The organism is Sphingomonas sp. GW821-FHT03E12 (assembly GCF_059420685.1).
Genome location: NZ_JBWKUF010000005.1, coordinates 283837 through 304156, shown reverse-complemented (window position 1 = coordinate 304156; position 20320 = coordinate 283837). Strand labels below are relative to the sequence as shown.

20 protein-coding genes are annotated in these 20320 nt (G+C 66.1%); 13 read left to right on the top strand and 7 right to left on the bottom strand.

Going from position 1 to position 20320, the window contains the following annotated elements; all coding sequences use genetic code 11:
* Positions 1-102: 102 nt before the first annotated feature.
* The 4 genes from AC07TU_RS18095 to AC07TU_RS18080 are packed head-to-tail and all read right to left on the bottom strand — an operon-like array spanning position 103 to position 4551.
* A complete protein-coding gene (locus tag AC07TU_RS18095) occupies positions 103-1080 on the bottom strand; it encodes a 50S ribosomal protein L11 methyltransferase (protein WP_495189312.1) in 978 nt (325 codons plus the stop codon).
* Positions 1077-1778 (bottom strand): SDR family NAD(P)-dependent oxidoreductase, encoded by a 702-nt coding sequence (locus AC07TU_RS18090; RefSeq protein WP_495189311.1) that lies wholly within the window; start codon positions 1776-1778, stop codon positions 1077-1079. Before AC07TU_RS18090 ends, AC07TU_RS18095 begins: the two co-directional genes overlap by 4 nt.
* 46 nt (positions 1779-1824) lie before the next feature.
* Positions 1825-3189, bottom strand: a complete 1365-nt coding sequence (locus tag AC07TU_RS18085) for a methyl-accepting chemotaxis protein (RefSeq protein WP_495189310.1) — start codon at positions 3187-3189, stop codon at positions 1825-1827.
* Between the two features lie 21 nt (positions 3190-3210).
* Positions 3211-4551 carry a methyl-accepting chemotaxis protein gene (locus AC07TU_RS18080; protein ID WP_495189335.1) on the bottom strand — a complete coding sequence of 447 codons (1341 nt, stop codon included), beginning with the start codon at positions 4549-4551 and terminating at the stop codon, positions 3211-3213.
* A gap of 206 nt (positions 4552-4757) precedes the next feature.
* On the opposite strand from AC07TU_RS18080, the gene sdhC reads away from it, so the two are divergent.
* Genes sdhC through sdhA form a run of 3 tightly spaced genes read left to right on the top strand, consistent with a single transcriptional unit; the run spans position 4758 to position 7419 of the window.
* Complete coding sequence (gene sdhC / locus AC07TU_RS18075) at positions 4758-5222, top strand: succinate dehydrogenase, cytochrome b556 subunit (protein WP_495189334.1); 465 nt, start codon at positions 4758-4760, stop codon at positions 5220-5222.
* Positions 5222-5617 carry a succinate dehydrogenase, hydrophobic membrane anchor protein gene (gene sdhD, locus AC07TU_RS18070; protein WP_495189309.1) on the top strand — a complete coding sequence of 132 codons (396 nt, stop codon included), beginning with the start codon at positions 5222-5224 and terminating at the stop codon, positions 5615-5617. Before sdhC ends, sdhD begins: the two co-directional genes overlap by 1 nt.
* Positions 5617-7419 (top strand): succinate dehydrogenase flavoprotein subunit, encoded by a 1803-nt coding sequence (gene sdhA, locus AC07TU_RS18065; RefSeq protein WP_495189308.1) that lies wholly within the window; start codon positions 5617-5619, stop codon positions 7417-7419. The genes sdhD and sdhA overlap by 1 nt, the downstream gene beginning before the upstream one ends.
* Before the next feature lie 41 nt (positions 7420-7460).
* Here sdhA and AC07TU_RS18060 read toward each other — a convergent pair whose 3' ends face one another.
* Both AC07TU_RS18060 and AC07TU_RS18055 read right to left on the bottom strand, forming a co-directional pair.
* Positions 7461-7796: a type II toxin-antitoxin system RelE/ParE family toxin gene (locus tag AC07TU_RS18060; RefSeq protein ID WP_495189307.1), complete on the bottom strand. Its 336-nt coding sequence runs from the start codon at positions 7794-7796 to the stop codon at positions 7461-7463.
* Positions 7793-8035, bottom strand: a complete 243-nt coding sequence (locus tag AC07TU_RS18055) for a type II toxin-antitoxin system ParD family antitoxin (protein WP_495189306.1) — start codon at positions 8033-8035, stop codon at positions 7793-7795. Before AC07TU_RS18055 ends, AC07TU_RS18060 begins: the two co-directional genes overlap by 4 nt.
* A gap of 104 nt (positions 8036-8139) precedes the next feature.
* On the opposite strand from AC07TU_RS18055, the gene AC07TU_RS18050 reads away from it, so the two are divergent.
* The 5 genes from AC07TU_RS18050 (at position 8140) to AC07TU_RS18030 (ending at position 13557) form a co-directional block, all read left to right on the top strand.
* A complete protein-coding gene (locus tag AC07TU_RS18050; protein ID WP_495189305.1) occupies positions 8140-9132 on the top strand; it encodes a C13 family peptidase in 993 nt (330 codons plus the stop codon).
* Between the two features lie 119 nt (positions 9133-9251).
* Positions 9252-10034 carry a succinate dehydrogenase iron-sulfur subunit gene (locus tag AC07TU_RS18045; protein WP_495189304.1) on the top strand — a complete coding sequence of 261 codons (783 nt, stop codon included), beginning with the start codon at positions 9252-9254 and terminating at the stop codon, positions 10032-10034.
* Positions 10031-10489 (top strand): PaaI family thioesterase, encoded by a 459-nt coding sequence (locus tag AC07TU_RS18040; RefSeq protein ID WP_495189303.1) that lies wholly within the window; start codon positions 10031-10033, stop codon positions 10487-10489. The genes AC07TU_RS18045 and AC07TU_RS18040 overlap by 4 nt, the downstream gene beginning before the upstream one ends.
* Before the next feature lie 10 nt (positions 10490-10499).
* Entirely contained in the window at positions 10500-11609 is a 1110-nt protein-coding gene (zapE, locus tag AC07TU_RS18035) for a cell division protein ZapE (protein ID WP_495189302.1), read from the top strand.
* A 94-nt stretch (positions 11610-11703) separates the two neighbouring features.
* Positions 11704-13557 carry a glycoside hydrolase family 2 protein gene (locus tag AC07TU_RS18030; RefSeq protein ID WP_495189301.1) on the top strand — a complete coding sequence of 618 codons (1854 nt, stop codon included), beginning with the start codon at positions 11704-11706 and terminating at the stop codon, positions 13555-13557.
* Here the strand turns inward: AC07TU_RS18030 and AC07TU_RS18025 are convergent.
* On the bottom strand, positions 13554-14111 hold the full coding sequence (locus AC07TU_RS18025; RefSeq protein WP_495189300.1) for a winged helix-turn-helix transcriptional regulator: 558 nt from the start codon (positions 14109-14111) through the stop codon (positions 13554-13556). The two genes, AC07TU_RS18030 and AC07TU_RS18025, sit on opposite strands and share 4 nt — an antisense overlap.
* A gap of 46 nt (positions 14112-14157) precedes the next feature.
* Between AC07TU_RS18025 and AC07TU_RS18020 the strand changes: the two genes are divergently transcribed.
* The 5 genes from AC07TU_RS18020 (at position 14158) to AC07TU_RS18000 (ending at position 20304) form a co-directional block, all read left to right on the top strand.
* The gene (locus AC07TU_RS18020; protein WP_495189299.1) at positions 14158-14577 is read left to right on the top strand and encodes a VOC family protein; all 420 of its coding nucleotides are present in this window, start codon (positions 14158-14160) and stop codon (positions 14575-14577) included.
* A gap of 246 nt (positions 14578-14823) precedes the next feature.
* A complete protein-coding gene (gene mdh, locus AC07TU_RS18015) occupies positions 14824-15786 on the top strand; it encodes a malate dehydrogenase (protein WP_495189298.1) in 963 nt (320 codons plus the stop codon).
* Positions 15786-16367: a hypothetical protein gene (locus AC07TU_RS18010; RefSeq protein ID WP_495189297.1), complete on the top strand. Its 582-nt coding sequence runs from the start codon at positions 15786-15788 to the stop codon at positions 16365-16367. Before mdh ends, AC07TU_RS18010 begins: the two co-directional genes overlap by 1 nt.
* Positions 16368-17252, top strand: a complete 885-nt coding sequence (gene sucD / locus AC07TU_RS18005; RefSeq protein ID WP_495163867.1) for a succinate--CoA ligase subunit alpha — start codon at positions 16368-16370, stop codon at positions 17250-17252.
* 85 nt (positions 17253-17337) lie between these two features.
* The gene (locus tag AC07TU_RS18000; RefSeq protein WP_495189296.1) at positions 17338-20304 is read left to right on the top strand and encodes a 2-oxoglutarate dehydrogenase E1 component; all 2967 of its coding nucleotides are present in this window, start codon (positions 17338-17340) and stop codon (positions 20302-20304) included.
* Positions 20305-20320 lie beyond the last annotated feature (16 nt).

Below are 20320 nucleotides of genomic sequence, written 5' to 3'. Positions count from 1 at the left end.
CCTCCGAAACTGGTCAGGTCAGCCGGCTACGTCCATCAAAACATTGTCGCAAATTGTATACGGTACGCCTGAACGCACCCGAAACAATCCGGTTGCGTAGTGCTACCAGCTGCCGAAGCCGGGGGCGAGCCCCAAGCCGTTCGGGCCGGGCCGTTCGACGCGACCCCAGCCATAGCGCGTGCGCTTGCGCAACCGCAGCGCGGGCCATTCCCCCGTCGAAGTCCGGCCGGCGAGCCGCAGCCCCTGACGGCGATAGGCATGGGCAACACGCTCAAGCTGAGACTCCAGCAGGCCCGCAAGGACCAATGTCCCACCTTCGGCGAGCGCGGCACTGATGCTCGGCGCCAGCTCGATCAGCGGCCCGGCAAGGACATTGGCGATGATGAGATCATAGGGCGCGCGGTTGAGCAGCAACGGATGCTCCAGCCCCGGTGCCGCGGCAAGCGCAAGCTGCCCCATGCCGACGCCAAGCGGCACGCCGTTCGCGACGGCATTCTCGGCGGTCACCTCGACCGCAACCGGATCGATGTCCGATGCCGTCGCATAGGCGCGCGGCCACAAGTGCATCGCGGCGAAGGCGAGCAGCCCGGTGCCGGTGCCGACATCGATCAGGTTGCGCACCACCTCCCCGCGCTCGCGCATGGCGTCGAGCGTGCGCAGGCAGCCGCTGGTGGTTTCGTGCGTGCCCGTGCCGAAGGCGCGCCCGGCTTCGATCAGAAAGGTCTTGGCGTCATCGGGCACATCGCCACGATTGGTGCTGGTGTGGACATAGAAACGCCCGGCATGGACCGGCTCGATCCCCGCCTGACTCAACGTCACCCAGTCTTCATCGGGCAGCTTCTCGATCAACGGCCTGGCCTCGTCCGAGCTCGGCACCAGCATGCGCAGCGCAGAGATCTCGGCCTTGCCCGGCTTGTTCTCGAAATAGGCCTCGATCTGCCAGGCGAGCGGATCGTCGGGGATCGTCTCGCTGGTCAGCAGCACCGGTGCCGGGTCGATGCCGAGCAGTTCGGCACCCTCGAAATCGATCGCCTCCGCCTCGTCGCGGGTACAGGGGAGCGTGACCTTCCAGCTGCTCATCGTACGTAGCTCGCGCCGTTCACGTCGAGCACCGCGCCGGTCATCGACGCGGGCGCCTCGAGCGCGCAGAACCGGGCCATGGTCGCGACCTCCTCGGGCATTGCCACGCGGCCGAGCGGGATGTCGGCCAGCAGCTTGTCGCCGCCACGGCTCGCCATATAGTCGTCGGCCATCCCGGTCATGGTGAAGCCGGGGCAGATGGCGAAGGCGAGGATGCCTTCGCGGGCGAAGCCGCGCGCGATGCTCTTGGTCATCGCAACCACACCCGCCTTGGACGCGGCATAATGCCAGTGCGCCGGGCTGTCGCCGCGATAGGCTGCGCGGCTGGCGATGTTGACGACGCGTCCGCCGCGCTTGCGCTCGTGCCAGTGACGGACGGCGAACCGCGAAAGCTGTGCCGCAGCGGTGAGGTTGACCTGCATCGTCCGCTCCCAGGCCGCGAGCCAGGCATCATCGTCGAGATCGACCGGCGCGGCTTCGAAGATACCGGCGTTGTTGATCAGCACATCGATCCGCCCGTCGAGCGCTTCAAGCGCTGCCTCCCACAGCACGCGCGGCGCGGCGGGGTCGGTGAAGTCGGCGGGGATGCCACTGGACGTGCCCTGCCCCACCGCCTTCACATTGGGCAGGTTGAGCGCATCGAGAATGGCGGCGCCGATACCGCGACTGGCACCGGTGACGAGAATGTTGATGGTCATCCCCGCCCTCTACCCCTTGGGATCGAGCGAAGTCGAGTGCGGGAGATCAGGCCGCTACGGAAGCGGAGAAATTGCCCGCGGCGTCCTTGAGCTGCCCCAGCCGCTCGTCGATCTCGCCGAATTCCCGCTGGAGCGTGTCGATCTCGTCGGCCACGCTCTTGGTATCCTCGCGGATCGTGCCGATGGTGGCGGACATGGAATCGGCGGCGAGCGCGGTCTCGTCGACTGCCGCGGTAATTGCGGTCACGGTCTGTGCCTGCACTTCCATCGCGATGCGGATGCGGTCGGCCGATGCCTGTACTTCGGTCACCGTGTCGCGGATCGAGGCATTGGTATCCACCGTGCCCTTGGTCGCCGACTGGATCGCGGCGATCTTGGCGGCAATGTCGTCGGTCGCGCGTGCGGTCTGGTTGGCGAGGCTCTTCACCTCCTGCGCCACCACCGCGAAGCCGCGTCCGGCATCGCCCGCACGTGCCGCCTCGATCGTTGCATTCAGCGCGAGAAGGTTGGTCTGCCCGGCAATGTCGCGGATCAGGCCCAGGATCGATTCGATCGACTTGGCGTGATCGGACAGCATCTCGCTCATCGCCACTGCTTCTCCTGCCTGCGCTGATGCGCGCGTCGCGATCCCGGCTGCCGCCTCGACCTCGGTGCGCGCATCTTCGATCGCGCGGATCAGCCCAGCTGCCGTGTGCGCCGCCTCGCGCATCGCCACCGCCGATTGCTCGGCCGCGGCTGCGACTTCGCTCGTCTTGCCGAGCATGCCCCGGGTCGAATCCGCTGCACCCCGCGCCTGCCCGCGCACCTTGGCGCCAAGCGTGGTCGTGAGCTCAATCGTCCCCGCAATTTCGCCGCGGAACTGCTCGCCCCGCGCCCTGCGCTCGTTGCGCGCGAGCTCGGCATCGCGCGCGCCGAGCTGCGATGCCATGAAATCAGCTTCGAGCAGCGACATGCGCTGCGCGACATCGACGAGGTGCGCGAAACGCGTGGGATCATCGCTCAGCCGCTCGCGGATGATCTCATGGGTGCGCGTGTGCGCATAGGCGAAGGCGGAGAGCAAAGCCGAGAGCGGGATCCGCGAACGATGCGCGTCATCGGCATGTTTCGACGCCATCTTCAGCCAGGCTTCGTCGAGCGGGCGCTGGAATTTGGCGGCCATATAGTCGGCGCTCGCGCGCACCTGATCGCGCATCCGCTGGCCGGTGAAATAGTCGCGGACATGCGCAGTCGCCTCGAGCGACAGATAATGATCCCAGAAGGCCTGCGAGACCCGCTCGAAATCGTCGCCGATCAGCGTGGCGATATCGGCGCAGCCAGCCCGGATCGCGCCATCCCAGTCATAGTCGCGGACCCGTTCGGCAATGGGGCGGCTGCGGCCGCTCCATTGGCCGAGCTCCTTCGCTCCGGCCATCCATCCCCTCCATAATCTATTTTAGGCAGCGACTTTTGCGACGAACTCGCCCGCGCTGCTCCTGAGTGTTCCAAGCTGGCCGTCGAGCGCGGCGAAGCCCTGCCCGACCCGGTCGATCTCGCTCGCGACCGACTCGGTGTCCTCGCGGATCGCACCGATCGTCGCGGACATGGAATCGGCAGCCAGCGCGGTTTCGTCGACCGCCGCGGTGATCGCGGTGACAGTCTGCGCCTGGATCTCCATCGCGGTACGGATGCGATCGGCGCTGGCCTGAACCTCCATCACCGTGTCGCGGATCGAGGCATTGGTATCGACCGTGCCCTTGGTCGCCGACTGGATCGCGGCGATCTTGGCGGCAATGTCGTCGGTCGCGCGTGCGGTCTGGTTGGCGAGGCTCTTCACCTCCTGCGCCACCACCGCGAAGCCGCGGCCGGCATCGCCCGCACGTGCCGCCTCGATCGTTGCATTCAGCGCGAGAAGATTGGTCTGCCCGGCAATGTCGCGGATCAGGCCCAGGATCGATTCGATCGACTTGGCGTGGTCGCTCAGCATCTCGCTCATCGCCACCGCTTCGCCTGCCTGCGCCGATGCGCGCGTGGCGATCCCGGCTGCGGCCTCGACTTCGCTGCGCGCATCCTCGATCGCGCGGATCAGCCCAGCTGCCGTATGCGCCGCCTCGCGCATCGCCACCGCCGACTGCTCGGCCGCCGCGGCGACTTCCGACGCCTTGCCCAGCATCCCGCGGGTCGCACCCGAGGTCAGCGTCGCCTGCGCGCGCAGCGCTTCGCCGTCGCGCGTCGCCTGCTCGACGGTGCTGCCGATCGAGTCTCGGAACTCCACCGCCAGCCGGTCGCGCGAAGCGCGGGCATCATATTCATTATAGGCCGAGTAGAGCGCTGTGTAGATTTCGCATTCCATGGAGCGGAGGCGGAACAGCAGGTCGATGATCGGAGTCAGCTCGGGCGAACCGCCAAGCCGCCGGTTGAGGATATCGAGCGTCGCGCGCCCGCCGGCATCGGTCATCGAGAGGATCGCGGTCAGCGACACGTCCTGCGCATAGGCGGCCGCCACGGTGCGCTCGGCCGACTGCACCCAGTCGAGCCCGGTCAGATTGGTGTAGCGGTTGCGCAGATAGGCGATGCCCAGCTCGATCATCCGGTCGTGGTCGTGCTGCGCGATTGTCTTGCGATCGCCGTAGAAACGCTGCCACTGCTCCCAGTGCGCCGCCGCGACCACCGCCGCATCAGGCTCGAGCGTAGCCCAGAGCTGGCGGGCAAGCGCATGATCGGGATCGGTCAGGTCGAACAGGCGCAAACGTTCACGCAGGTCGATCGTCGGGCTGACGCTCCCCACCGGTGGCATCTGCTTGCTCGATGCGGATTCGCTCACGATTCGACCCTTGTTGAATTGCCCGATTGCCGAGAGACATTCCCGACCCTTTCACCCGCCTAAGGGAGAAGGGTTAAGGGCCGGTTAGCCAGGACCGGCCCCTTGGCATCCGCCTTGCGGCTTGCATCGATGGCCGCTCTGTCTCATTAGGCGCGCAACTCGACAGGGGAACCTTGGCCTTGGCATCCGCCCGCAACGAAAACCGCCCGCTCTCGCCCCATCTCCAGGTGTGGAAATGGGGCCCGCACATGCTGGTCTCGATCCTGCACCGCGTCACGGGCTCCGGCATGGCGACGGTCGGCGCGATCGTCTTCCTCGCTTGGCTCGGCGCGCTGGCTGGCGGCAAGGAATGCTATGCCTGGTTCATGGACCTGCTGACGGTGAAGTCGGGCGCGCCCAACATCATCGGCTATATCCTCGGCATCGGCCTGACGCTCAGCTTCTTCCAGCACATGATGACGGGTATCCGCCACTTCGTGCTCGATGCCGGCGCCGCGTTCGAGCTGAAGGCCAACCGCAATTTCGCGATCCTGACGATGGTGGTTTCGGTGACGCTGACCGTGCTGCTGTGGGGGTATCTGAGCTATGACCGGCTGCTGGCGCCGCCGGTCGCGAATGCACCGATTCAGGTGGAGACGAAGTAATGGGCAACGGAACCAGCATCGGCCGCGTCCGCGGTCTCGGATCGGCGCATGAGGGCACGCATCATTGGTGGCAGCAGCGGCTGACCGCCGGCGCCAATCTGGCGCTCATGCTGTGGCTGATCGCCAGCCTCGTGCTGCTGCCCAAGCTCGACTACGCCACCGTCCAGGCTTGGCTCGCCTCGCCGCTCGCTGCGGTGCCGATGATCCTGCTCGTCATCAGCGTCTTCTATCACCTCAAGATGGGCCTTCAGGTCGTGATCGAGGATTATGAGCGCGACGCCCGCCGCATCGTGCTGATGACCCTGCTCAACTTCTTCGCGATCGCCGCCGCGGTCTTCGCGATCTTCTCGATCCTCAAGATCGCCTTCACCGCCACCACCGGAGCCGCCGTCTGATGTCTGCCGCCTACAAGATCATCGACCACAGCTATGATGCAGTGGTCGTCGGTGCCGGTGGCTCAGGCCTGCGCGCGACGATGGGCTGCGCCGAGGCGGGTCTCAAGACCGCGTGCATCACCAAGGTGTTCCCGACCCGCAGCCACACCGTCGCGGCCCAGGGTGGCATCGCGGCGTCGCTCGGCAACAACTCGCCGGATCATTGGACCTGGCACATGTTCGACACCGTCAAGGGGTCCGACTGGCTCGGCGACCAGGACGCGATCGAATATATGGTGCGCGAGGCGCCTGCGGCGGTGATCGAGCTCGAACATGCCGGCGTGCCGTTCAGCCGCAACGACAATGGCACGATCTACCAGCGCCCGTTCGGCGGCCATATGCAGAATATGGGCGAAGGCCCTCCGGTGCAGCGCACCTGCGCCGCCGCCGACCGCACCGGCCACGCCATGCTTCACGCGCTCTATCAGCAGAGCCTGAAATATGACGCGGACTTCTACATCGAATATTTCGCGCTCGACCTGATCATGGAGAACGGCGCCTGCCGCGGCGTCATCGCCATGTGCATGGAAGACGGCTCGATCCACCGCTTCCGCAGCCATGCCGTCGTCCTCGCGACCGGCGGCGGCGGCCGCGTCTACCAGTCGGCGACCTCGGCGCACACCTGCACCGGCGACGGCAACGGCATGGCGCTGCGCGCCGGCCTCGCGTTGCAGGACATGGAGTTCGTCCAGTTCCACCCGACCGGCATCTACGGCGCGGGCGTGCTGATCACCGAGGGCGCGCGCGGCGAAGGCGGCTACCTTACCAACTCGGAAGGCGAGCGCTTCATGGAGCGCTACGCTCCCTCGGCCAAGGATCTCGCCAGCCGCGACGTCGTCGCGCGCTCGATGGCGATGGAAATCCGTGAGGGCCGCGGCGTCGGCAAGGAGAAGGATCATATCTTCCTTCACCTCGACCATATCGATCCCAAGGTGCTGGCCGAACGTCTGCCCGGCATCACCGAGACCGGAAAGATCTTCGCAGGCGTCGACCTGACCAAGAAGCCGCTGCCGGTGGTCCCGACCGTCCACTATAATATGGGCGGCATCCCGACCAACTATCATGGCGAAGTCGTGCAGCTGCGCGACGGCAACCCCGACGCGGTCGTCCCCGGCCTGTTCGCGGTCGGCGAAGCGGCCTGCGTGAGCGTCCATGGCGCCAACCGCCTCGGCTCCAACTCCCTGATCGACCTTGTCGTGTTCGGCCGCGCCACCGGCCTGCGCCTCAAGGAGACGCTCAAGCCCAACACGCCGCACAATCCGCTGCCCAAGGGCTCGGAAGAGTTCGCGCTCACCCGCCTCGACCATTTCCGCAACGCCAAGGGCGGATCGTCGACCGCGCAGGTTCGCGCGGACATGCAGAAGACGATGCAGCGCCACTGCGCCGTGTTCCGCGACAGCGCGCTGCTGTCCGAAGGCGTCACGCACATGGACCAGGTCTACAAGCGGATGGAGGACATCGACGTCACCGACCGCTCGCTGATCTGGAACACCGACCTGATCGAAACGCTCGAGCTCGACAACCTGATCGGCCAGGCACTGGTGACGATCAAGGGCGCCGAGAACCGCAAGGAAAGCCGCGGCGCGCATATGCACGAGGATTTCCCCGAGCGCGACGACAAGACCTGGATGAAGCACACCGTTGCGACCTTCGGGGGCTGGGGCGGCAAGGGCGGCGCGACGTCGATCGACTATCGCCCGGTCCACGAATACACGCTCACCGACGAGGTCGAGTACATCAAGCCGAAGAAGCGGGTATATTGAGCTGAGAGCGCCGGTCGCCATGTCGCGACCGGCGCCGTCCATCAGGTTTCGGACCGATATTCCGAGACCGGGCTTTGCAATGTCATGCGAACGCTCGCGACATCCATGCGTTCGTGCATGACACGCACGATCAGAACGACATCGCCGAGCGTTCGATAGTAGATATGGTGCGATCCGCTGCGCCATTTGCGCAAGCCGGGCGACACATGGGCTTGATCGCTCCCTGCGAGGGGCATCGCGGCGATCTGATCGAGCGCATCAGCAATCGCAGCAAGATACAATCTTGCCTGCGCCTTTCCCCAATGCGCATCGGAATAGTCGCCGATGTCGCGCAGGTCGGATTGCGCTCGCGGTCGTATCTCGATCCGTCGAGTCAAGCTTCGGAATACCGTTCTTCGATCCAGCTTCGCATGTCGAACGGGACGGCCGGCCCGCTCTCATCCCCCTCGCGGATCGCCTCGCGCAGCGCGTCCATCCGGCGCTGCTCGTCCTCCAGCAACCGCAACCCCGCCCGGATCACCTCGCTGGTCGATCCATAGCGGCCAGATTGAACCTGCTCCGCGGCAAACGCCGTGAAATGCTCGCCGAGCGCAACGGACGTGTTCTTTGCAACCATGGCCGACTTGTACCAAATTCTGGTACCACATTCAACGCGCCGACACCGCTTGACGATTCCCCCATCGCATCCCCAACTTCCGTGAACATCTCCGGGGGAAGTCGATGCGTTCGATGTTGCTGCCGCTTGCCGTCCTGCTTGCGCTGTTTCCGGCGTCCGCGTCGCTGCAGCAACCCTATGCCCCGCCCCAACACACCGCTCCGCCACCGCCGGGCATCGCACGTTCGACCCCGGTCGAGATCGGCCAGCAGGCCGATGGCGGTACTCAAATCGAGCGCGACCGGCCCGCGCGCCATGCGCTGGCCGAGCATCGCCGGATGGCCAGGGCGCTTGCCCCGTTGCTCCCGCAGCGCAAGGGGGTGGTCGACGCCTATGTGCTCTCGGTCGCGCTCGACAGCGATCCGGTGTTCGGGCGCGAGGCGCGCGAGGCCGGAAAGGTGCTCGCGCGCCGCTACGATGCCGCGGGCCGGACGATCGTGCTGGGCGGCAGCGACGGATCGGCGCCCAGCCCGCTGCCGATGGGATCTCCGGCCAATTTCGAGGTCGCGCTCGCCCGTATCGCCGAACTGATGGACCCGGCCGAGGACGTGCTGGTCCTCTACGCCACCAGCCACGGCGCGCCATTCGGCATCGTCTATAATGACGGCAACGAAGGCTGGGGCGCGATCTCACCCTATCGCCTTGCTTATCTGCTCGGCGAATATGGCATCCGGCGCCGGTTGCTGATCGTCAGCGCCTGTTATTCGGGCGTGTTCGTGCCGGTGCTTCAGGGGCCGCAGACGATGATCGTCAGTGCGGCGGCGTCGGACCGTCCTTCGTTCGGCTGCGTCGCGGAGAATGACTGGACCTTCTTCGGCGACGCGCTGATCAACCGGGCGCTGCGCAAGCCCCAGCCGCTCGGACCGGCGGTGGAGGAAGCCGCCGGTCTGATCGCCGGTTGGGAACGCCGCGCCAACCTCAACCCGTCCCTGCCACAGCACCACAAAGGCGCCGAGGTCGGGGTGTGGCTGACCCCGCTCGAAGCACGGATGCCCAGGGCCGCAACCGCTCCGGTCGGGCGTCCGTCTGCAGAGAGTCTCGGGGCGTTGCAGCGCTGATCTTTGGTGCCGCGCGCTCGAAGCGTTTGCAGCACCGCCCCCGCTTATGTATCTGACCCTCCAAATCGAGAGGCCAGCACACCACGCCGCGCCTCCGCAGACACGGTACGGGGTTTGACATGGCTGATTTCGCTCTTCCCAAGAACAGCAGGATCACGAAGGGCAAGAGCCACCCGGCACCGGCGGGCGCGAGCCGCGCCAAGACCTTCACCATCTACCGCTACGATCCCGACTCGGGCGAGAATCCGCGCTACGACAATTTCGTCATCGACCTCGACGATTGCGGGCCGATGGTTCTGGACGCGCTGATCAAGATCAAGTCCGAGGTCGATCCCTCGCTCACCTTCCGCCGTTCGTGCCGCGAAGGCATTTGCGGATCGTGCTCGATGAACATGGACGGCAAGAACGGTCTCGCCTGCACCACCGCGATCGAGGACATCAAGGGCGATATCCGAATCACGCCCCTGCCCGCGATGGACGTGATCAAGGACCTCGTTCCCGACTTCACTCATTTCTACGCGCAGTACGCCTCGATCCAGCCCTGGCTGAAGACCGTTTCCCCCGCCCCTTCGGGCAAGGAGCGGCTGCAGTCGCCGGAGGACCGCAACAAGCTCGACGGTCTCTACGAGTGCATCCTGTGCGCCTGCTGCTCGACCAGCTGCCCGAGCTACTGGTGGAACAGCGACCGCTTCCTCGGCCCGGCGATCCTGCTCCAGGCCTATCGCTGGCTGGCCGACAGCCGCGACGAGGCAACCGGCGAGCGCCTTGACGAGCTGGAAGATCCCTTCCGCCTCTATCGCTGCCACACGATCATGAACTGCGCGAACGTCTGCCCCAAGGGCCTCTCGCCCGCCAAGGCGATCGCGGAAATCAAGAAGATGGAAGCCGAGCGGATCGTTTGAGCGAGCGCGAATCGCACTTCGTCTATGTCGACGACGCGGAGCATCCCGGCTGGAAACGCTGGGAGCTGCGCGATCCCACGCGCTTCAACGCCTTTCTGGGCCCGATCCTGACGCGAGTCGAGGACGGCAAGGCACTGGTACGGATGGTACCGGGGCGTGAGCACTCCAACCTGCGCGACTCGACGCATGGCGGCGCGCTGCTCGGCTTCATGGACGTCGCACTGTTCGCTGCGGCGCGCAGCTTCGGCGTGATCTCCGCGGGCGGCGCGGTGACGCTCGACCTTTCGGCACAGTTCATCGGCACCAGCAATATCGGCCAGCCGATCGTCGCCGAGGTCGAGCTGCTGCGCGAGACCGGCCGGATGCTGTTCATGCGCGGGCTGGTGAAGCAGGACGCCAACGTCCTCGCCAGCTTCTCGGGTACGGTGCGCAAGTCCTCGCCACCCAAGCCATGACCCCGGAAACATGACCAAGGTTCTCGAACGATATCAGGCGCTGGTCGCCGCGGGCGAGCTTCGCGCCGATCCCGACCAGGCCGCCGCCGCGCGCCGGCTCGACCATCTCGCGCACGAGCTGGAACAGGGACCGCGCAAGGGGAGCCTGCTGTGGCGCCTTGCCCGCCGCGCGCCCGAAGCACCCAAGGGCGTCTACATGTGGGGCGGCGTCGGGCGCGGCAAATCGATGCTGATGGACCTGCTCTTCCAGACCGTGAAGATCGACCGCAAGCGCCGCGTCCATTTCCATGAGTTCATGATCGAGGTCCACGCCCGTATCGCGGAAGAGCGCAAGAAGGAAGCCGGCGACCCGATCGTGCCGGTCGCCAAGGCGCTGACCCATGACCTCCGCCTGCTCGCCTTCGACGAGATGGTGATCAACAACGCCGCCGACGCGATGATCCTCTCTCGCCTGTTCACCGCGATGATGGCCGAAGGGCTGACCGTAGTCGCGACCTCGAACCGGCCGCCCGACGACCTCTACAAGGACGGGCTTCAGCGCGACTCGTTCCTGCCCTTCATCGCGCTGCTAAAGGACAAGCTCGACGTCCTCCCGCTCAACGGCCCGACCGACTATCGCCGCGATCGCCTCGGCCTGATGGACATGTGGCTGGTTCCCAACAGCCCGGCGAACACCGCCACATTGTCGGCAGCCTTCTTCCGCCTCACCGACTATCCGGTCGAGGACCGCGCCAATGTCCCGTCCGAGGATCTCGAAGTGCAGGGCCGCACGCTGCACGTGCCCAAGAGCCTCAAGGGCGTCGCCGTCTTCTCGTTCAAGCGACTCTGCGGAGAAGCACGCGGCGCGGCCGACTATCTCGCCATCGCCCGTCGCTATCATACCGTGATCCTGGTCGGCATCCCGCGGCTGGGAAAAGAGAACCGCAATGAAGCCGCGCGCTTCGTCACGCTGATCGACGCGCTCTACGAGCACAAGGTCAAGCTGCTGGCGATGGCCGACGCGTCACCGATGGACCTCTATCGCGAAGGCGACGGCAAGTTCGAATTCGAACGCACCGTCAGCCGCCTGATGGAGATGCAATCCGAAGAATATCTGGCGCAGGGTCACGGCACCGAATAGGCGGAGCGCTTTGCTCCCCAGAACCAGAAGTTGTATGACTTCTCAATCTTGAATCTGACGTCTAACGTCTTCCCACCAAGGGGAGAGGACGAACGTGATTCGGTCGGTTCTGCGATTCCTGCTCGCGCTTGCCCTGCCCGCCACCGTCGCAATGGCGCAAGAGGCGAAACCCCGCCCCACGGCCACACTCGTCGCCGCCGACCTGCGCCCGCATCTCCCGCTCGACGGCGCCTGGAACTGGTCGGTCGATCCGTTTCGCGACGGCGTGGCAGGCTTCCATGGCGGCCCGCCCGGCGCCTCTACCCGGCGCTGGCAGGATCGCGTGATCGCCGATGCCGAGCGCGCCGATCCGCAGGCTCTGTTCGAGTTCGACCTGCAGCGCTCGCCCGTCACGCACCTACCCGGCAGCTGGATCGGCCATGCACCCGCGATGCGCTACTATCAGGGGCTGGTCTGGTATCAGCGGGCCTTCGATGCCCCCGCACTCCCCCGCGGCAGGCGCGCCTTTCTGCGCTTCGGGTCAGCCGACTACGCCGCCTCGGTCTATCTGAACGGCGAGGCGGTCGGGAAGCATGAGGGCGGGTTCACCCCCTTCGCCTTCGAGGTGACGGACCTGCTCCGCCCCGGATCGAACCGCATCACCGTCGGCGTCGATTCCGCACGCACGCCGGCCAGCGTCCCGCCGCCGGTCACCGACTGGGAGACCTATGGCGGCATCACCCGGCCGGTCACGCTGGTGACGGTGCCCGAGACCTTCATCGACGACGCCTGGGTGCGGTTGACCCGCGACGGCCGCATCGCTGCGACCGTCCGGCTCAACGGCCCCGCGCGCGACCTGCCGGTCCGCGTCTCGATCGCCGGACTATCCTTCGAGCTCAAGGGCACCGCCCGTGACGGACGATGGGAAGGCAGCGCCCCCGCCCCCCGCTCACTGCGCCGCTGGTCGCCCGAACACCCGGCGCTCTACGATGTCCGCATCGCCGCGGGCGAGGATGTGCTGAACGACCGCACCGGCTTCCGCACAATCGAGGTGCGCGGCCACCAGATCCTGCTCAACGGCAGCCCCGTCTTCCTGCGCGGCATCTCGCTGCACGAGGAAGAACTGGGCCGCGACCCCGTACGCGCCATCACGCCCGCTGCCGCCCGTGCGCTGCTGAGCGAGATCAAGCAGGGGCTCAACGGCAATTTCGTCCGCCTCGCCCATTACCCGCACAGCGAGGTGATGACGCGCATGGCCGACGAACTCGGCCTCATCATATGGAGCGAGATCCCGGTCTATTGGCTGGTCGACTGGCGCAGCCCGGCGACGCTTGATCTGGCGCGTGCGATGCTGCGCGACAACATTGTGCGCGACCGCAACCGCGCCTCGATCGCGCTGTGGAGCGTCGCCAACGAAACCCCGCCCGGCGACGCGCGCAACGCCTTCCTGCGCACGCTGATCGCCGATGTACGCGCGCTCGACGACAGCCGGCTGGTCACCGCTGCCCTGCTCAGCGGCCGCAAGGGCAAGGTCGCGACGATCGACGATCCGCTGGTCACCGATCTCGATGTGATGGCGATCAATACCTATCAGGGCTGGTACACGCCCGACCGGCTCGCCGACCTGCCCGGCTTTGAATGGCAGGCGCCGGTGGACAAGCCGCTGATCTTCTCCGAATTCGGCGCCGACGCGCTCGCCGGCTATCGCGACGCCGCCGCCGATCCGCACAAATTCAGCGAGGAGTTCCAGGCCGACTATTATCGCCAGACGCTGGCGATGGCACGCAAGGTGCCGTTCCTCGCCGGCATGTCGCCCTGGATCCTCAAGGACTTCCGCTCGCCGCGGCGCCAGCACCCGGTCTATCAGCAGGGCTGGAATCGCAAGGGGCTGATCTCCGAGACCGGCACCCGCAAGCTCGCCTTCCATATCCTTGCCGGGGAATATGCCCGTATCCGCGATCAACCCTAACTGAGGATCGCCCCCGCCAGTTCCTCCCCGCGCCCGGTCAGGCCATAGAGCGGCACCGGCGGGAACCGGTCTTCCAGCCGCCGCCGCACCAGATCCTGCCCGATCATCGCCTGCAGCGTCAGCGACAGCGCACGCGGCGTCACCGGTGACAAGCGTGTCTGGAGCGCATTGAACCGCGTCCATTCGTCCTCCAGCCCGCCCGCCACCGGCAAGGTCCAGCGCGACAGGTCGGGCGCTTCCAGTCCCAATCGCACACGAACCGACTCGATCCGCTCACACGCCGCGCCGATCGCGCGTCCGGCATCGCTCAGCACATATTCGGGGCGCAGCGGGTGACCATGGCCCGGATTGGGCATCACCCAGCCCTGTTCGCGCAGATAGGCGAGCGTTCGGGTCAGGCTGTTGCGCGACAGGCCGAAGCGCCGCTCGATCACCACGAAGCGCGATCCCTGCTCGCGGCTCAGCAGCGCCAGCACCGGGATCGCCCAGCGGCTGGCGCTGAGCAGTTGCAGAACCGCGGGCGAAAGAACCGGATCGTTCACGGGCTTGACCATTTTACAATCTACTATACAAACGGAACTATAACCAATGGAGGATGACATGGCAAGTTCCGCAACCGCTGAAGCCGCGGCCGCTTCGGCAATCGCCTATGACGGCGGCCTCGCCTGCGCGATCAACGTCACCAGCTTCGACCGCTCGATCGACTGGTACACCGGCGTGCTCGGCATGAAGCTGCTGTATCGCATGGACGAGATCGCGTGGTGCGAGCTCGAGACCAGCGTCGCGCGAGTCACGGTCGGCCTCTCCCAGGTCGAGACCGTCCCGGCAGGCGGCGGTGCCACCCTGACCTTCGGTGTCCATGACATCGAGGCGGCGAAGTCCGCCCTGGATGCCGCCGGCGTCAGGCAGGACGGCCCGATCGCCGATGTCCCGGGCATGGTGCGCTACCTCACCTTCTTCGATCCGGACGGCAATGCGTTGATGTTCTATCAGGATATGGCGTCAGCCACCGCCGCTTGAACGGCACCGCGCCCGGTCGCGAAACATCATTTCACCGGGACGCCATCAATGCGCACAATATGTCACATCGGCGCCAATCTCACTGAGCTAAAACATATTATTGCAACTAATTCGCAAGTGCAAAGATTTCCTTGACAGGTCGCGATTCGACGGTTGCCGCAGGGGTACAAAGCGCCTAAGGCGCGGTCGTTCCCTGCGGCCCGGAGAGTCATTGGAGCCGCCCAACGCATGTTTAGGGAGGCTCATTTGGCCCGCAAGAAGATCGCCCTTATCGGCGCCGGCAACATCGGCGGCACCCTTGCTCACCTCGCCGCACTCAAGGGGCTCGGCGACATCGTCCTGTTCGACGTGGTCGAGGGCGTTCCCCAGGGCAAGGCGCTCGATCTGTCGCAGTGCGGCCCCGTCGAAGGCTTCGACGCCAAGATCACCGGCTCGAACGACTATGCCGATATCGCGGGTGCGGACGTCATCATCGTCACCGCCGGCGTCGCCCGCAAGCCGGGCATGAGCCGCGACGACCTGCTCGGCATCAACCTCAAGGTCATGAAGGCCGTCGGCGAGGGCATCGCCGCCAACGCCCCCGACGCTTTCGTCATCTGCATCACCAACCCGCTCGACGCGATGGTTTGGGCGCTGCGCGAATTCTCCGGCCTTCCGCACAACAAGGTCGTCGGCATGGCCGGCGTGCTGGACTCGGCACGCTTCAGCCACTTCCTGGCGGAAGAGTTCCAGGTGTCGGTCAAGGAAGTGAACAGCTTCGTGCTTGGCGGCCATGGCGACACGATGGTGCCGGTGGTCGAATATTCGACCGTCGCGGGCATCCCGATCCCCGACCTCATCAAGATGGGCCGCTCGACCAAGGAGCGTATCGACGCCATCGTCGCACGCACCCGTTCGGGCGGCGGCGAGATCGTCGGCCTGCTCAAGACCGGTTCGGCCTTCTATGCCCCCGCCACCAGCGGCATCGCAATGGCCGAAGCGTATCTCTACGACCAGAAGCGCCTGCTGCCCTGCGCCGCGCACCTGACCGGCCAGTATGGCGTCGATGACCTCTATGTCGGCGTGCCCGTCGTGATCGGCGCCGGCGGCGTCGAGCAGGTCGTCGAGATCGAGCTGAACGACGAGGCCAAGGCCAACCTCCAGGTCTCGGTCGACGCGGTCAAGGAACTGCTGGTCGCCTGCAAGGGCATCGACAGCTCGCTCGGCTGATGTCGGCACTCGCCGCCTTTGGAATGATCGCAGCGACGGTCGGAACGGCGCAGGCTAGCCCTGCGCCGTCGCCGTTGTTCGGTGCATTCAAGGCGGCGTGCTTCGACGTGCAGAAATTCGACGGCGTCGGCGCCGCGGCGGCCGCTGCCGGCTGGGCCGAAGTCACCGAGGCTCAGGCCGATCCGCGGGTCGCGGCGATCGTCGCCAAGGGCCGCGAGGCGATGCGCAAGGAAGCCCCGGAGGCGAAGGTCTCCGGCCAGATGTTCCGCCATCGCTTCGACGGCCGCGATGCCTGGCTGGTCACCAGCCGCATCGAGACCGGCAAGGGCGGATGGGCCAATGGCTGCCGCGCCTATGATCTCGACGCCCCTGCAGCTCCGTCGCGCGAGACGATCGACGGCTGGGTCGGCGCCACACCCAACACCGTTCAGGCCAACGGCACCGCCAGCAAGCGGCGCTGGGAGCCCTGGCAACCGGGCGTCAGCCTCGAAATCACCTACGTGCCGCGCGGCCATCCGCTCGGCGCATCCTATGGCATCCAAGGGCTGATCTTTGTCAGCCAATCAACCGGAGGTTTCTGAATGTCGATTCTGATCGACCGCAACACCAAGGTCATCACCCAGGGGATGACCGGCGACACCGGCACCTTCCATACCCAGCAGGCGCTGGCGTACGGCACGCAGATGGTCGGCGGCGTGACCCCGGGTAAGGGCGGCACCACCCATATCGGCCTGCCCGTGTTCGACACCGTCGCCGAAGCGAAGAGCAAGACCGGCGCCGACGCGTCGGTCATCTATGTTCCGCCGCCCTTCGCCGCGGACTCGATCCTCGAGGCGATCGACGCGGAGATCCCGCTGGTCGTCTGCATCACCGAAGGCATCCCGGTGCTCGACATGGTCAAGGTCAAGCGCGCGCTCAGCGGCTCGAAGACCCGCCTGATCGGTCCGAACTGCCCCGGCGTGCTGACCCCGAACCAGTGCAAGATCGGCATCATGCCGGGCAGCATCTTCTCCGAAGGATCGGTGGGCGTTGTTTCGCGCTCGGGCACGCTTACCTATGAAGCCGTGTTCCAGACCACCAATGCAGGCCTTGGCCAGACGACCGCGGTCGGCATCGGCGGCGATCCCGTCAACGGCACCAACTTCATCGACGTGCTCGAGCTGTTCCTCGCGGACGAGGCGACCAAGTCGATCATCATGATCGGCGAAATCGGCGGCGACGCCGAGGAGCAGGCCGCCCAGTTCCTGATCGACGAGGCGAAGCGCGGCCGCAAGAAGCCGATGGCCGGCTTCATCGCGGGCCGCACGGCGCCTCCGGGCCGCCGCATGGGCCATGCCGGCGCGATCGTATCGGGCGGCAAGGGCGATGCGGAGAGCAAGATCGCGGCGATGGAAGCTGCGGGCATCCGCGTTTCGGCCAGCCCGTCCGAGCTCGGCTCGACGCTGGTGGAAGTGCTGAAGGGCTGACGAACACGCCGGTGCCCCGGTTCGCGCCGGGGCACCGCGCGGTTGAAGATCCCGGTATCGGCCGGGTGACGAAGGAATGAAGATGATGGGCGCTGAGAGCCTGGATTTCGCTGATATCGCCGGGGGCGTGAGCCCCGCGTTCGTCGAGACGCTGTACGCCAAGTGGAAGGCGGATCCGACCTCCGTCGAAGCCGGCTGGCGCGAGTGGTTCGACGGGCTCGAAGGCACCGTCAATGGCCCGAGCTGGGAACGCCCCAACTGGCCGCTCAGCGATACCGACGCGCTCACCGCCGCGCTCGACCCGACGCAGATGGAGCCCGCGCCCAAGCCCGCGCGTGGCGGCGGCACGCCCGCCCCGGCACCGGCTCCCGCGGCGTCCGCGGCCGACATCGCGCGCGCTGCGAACGATTCGATCCGGGCGATGCTGCTGATCCGCACCTATCGCGTGCGCGGGCATCTGGCTGCCAATCTCGATCCGCTCGGCCTGTCGCATCAGAACCTGCCCGCCGACCTGACGCCTGAATATCATGGCTTCACCGCCGCCGATCTCGACCGTCCGATCTATCTCGGCGGCACGCTGGGGCTGGAAAAGGCGACGATCCGCGAGCTGGTCGAGATCCTTCGTCGCAATTACTGCGGCAATGTCGGCCTTGAGTACATGCACATCGCCGATGTCGAGGAGCGCCGCTTCCTGCAGGACCGCATGGAAGGCAAGGACAAGGCGATCGAGTTCACGCCCGAGGGCAAGAAAGCGATCCTGTCCAAGGTCATCGAAGCCGAGCAGTGGGAGAAGTTCCTGGGCCGCAAATATGTCGGCACCAAGCGCTTCGGCCTCGACGGCGGCGAATCGATGATCCCGGCGATGGAAGCGATCATCAAATATGGCGGCGCGCAGGGCGTGCGCGAGATCGTCTACGGCATGGCGCATCGCGGCCGCCTCAACATGCTCGGCACCGTGATGGCGAAACCCTATCGCGTCATCTTCCACGAATTCGCCGGCGGCTCGGCCAACCCCGACGATATCGGCGGCTCGGGCGACGTGAAATACCACCTCGGCACCAGCACCGACCGTGAGTTCGACGGCATCAACGTCCATATGTCGCTGGTCGCCAACCCCTCGCACCTCGAAGCAGTCGATCCAGTGGTGCTCGGCAAGGTCCGCGCGCAGCAGACCAACCGCAACGACCTTGAGGATCACGAGCAGGTCCTGCCCGTGCTGATCCATGGCGACGCGGCATTCGCGGGCCAGGGCATCGTCTGGGAGTGCCTCGGCTTCTCGGGCATCCGCGGCTATAATACCGGCGGCTGCATCCACTTCATCATCAACAACCAGATCGGCTTCACGACCAGCCCGCAATTCGCGCGCTCGTCGCCCTATCCGTCGGACGTCGCCAAGGGCGTCCAGGCACCGATCTTCCACGTCAACGGCGACGATCCCGAAGCCGTGACCTTCGCGTGCAAGATGGCGATCGAGTTCCGCCAGACCTTCAAGCGCGACATCGTCATCGACATGTGGTGCTACCGCCGCTTCGGCCACAATGAAGGCGACGAGCCGTCATTCACCCAGCCGCTGATGTACGCCAAGATCAAGGGCCATCCGGGCGTCGCCGACGTCTATGCCAAGCGCCTTGAGGGCGAAGGCGTGATCGACGGCGAATTCGCCAAGGCCCAGGCCGCCGCCTTCACCGCGCATCTCGAGGACGAGTTCACCGCGGGCGCAAGCTACAAGGCGAACAAGGCCGACTGGTTCGGCGGCCGCTGGCAGGGCCTCGGCGCGCCGATGGACGCCGAGACCGCGCGCCGCAACGTCGAGACCGGCATCGACAAGAAGCTGTTCGACAGCCTCGGCCGCACGCTGACGACCGTCCCCGGCGACCTGACGCCGCACAAGACGCTCAACCGCGTGCTCGACGCCAAGGCAGCGATGTTCAAGTCGGGCGAGAATTTCGACTGGGCGACCGGCGAGGCGCTGGCCTTCGGCGCGCTCCTCTCGGAAGGCTATGGCGTGCGCCTGTCGGGCCAGGATTCGGGCCGCGGCACGTTCAGCCAGCGTCATGCCGTCTGGGTCGACCAGACCGACGAGCACAAATATGTGCCGCTGAACGAGATTCCGCACGGCCGCTTCGAGGTTCTGGACTCGCCGCTCAGCGAATATGGCGTGCTCGGCTTCGAATATGGCTATGCGCTCGCCGATCCGAAGACGCTGGTGCTGTGGGAGGCGCAGTTCGGCGACTTCGTCAACGGCGCGCAGATCATGATCGATCAGTTCATCGCCGCGGGCGAAGCCAAGTGGCTGCGCGCCAATGGCCTCGTGATGCTGCTCCCGCACGGCTATGAGGGCCAGGGTCCCGAGCACAGCTCGGCGCGTCCGGAGCGCTTCCTCCAGCTGTGCGCGGGCGACAATATGCAGGTCGCGAACGTGACCACGCCGGCCAATTATTTCCACCTGCTGCGCCGGCAGATGCACCGCAACTTCCGCAAGCCGCTCGTCATCATGACGCCCAAGTCGCTGCTCCGTCACAAGCTGGCGGTCAGCAAGACCGAGGATTTCCTGGGCGAGACGCACTTCATGCGCATCCTCTCGGATCCCTCGGCGCCCGCCGACAAGGATGTGAAGCGCGTCGTGCTGTGCACCGGCAAGGTCGCCTACGACCTGATCGAGGCGCGGGATGCTGCGGGCGACACGAACACTGCGATCATCCGCATCGAGCAGCTCTATCCCTTCCCCGGCGAACCGCTGGTCAAGCGTCTCGCGCGCATGCCCAATGTCGAGGAAGTGGTGTGGGCCCAGGAAGAGCCGAAGAACAACGGCTACTGGTTCTTCGTCGAACCCTATATCGAGGCGTGCATGGTCGAAGCCGGCATCAAGCCGCAGCGTCCGCGCTATGCGGGCCGCGCTGCGGCGGCATCGCCCGCCACGGGCCTGATGAAGCGCCACCAGGCCGAGCAGGGCGCACTTGTCGCCGACGCGCTGGGCCATAATGTGCGCGAGGAAATCCGCCGCGCGCGCAAGACCGAAGACAAGAAGACCGCCGGCAAGGCCGGCGCGTGATCGCCAGGAAGGACTG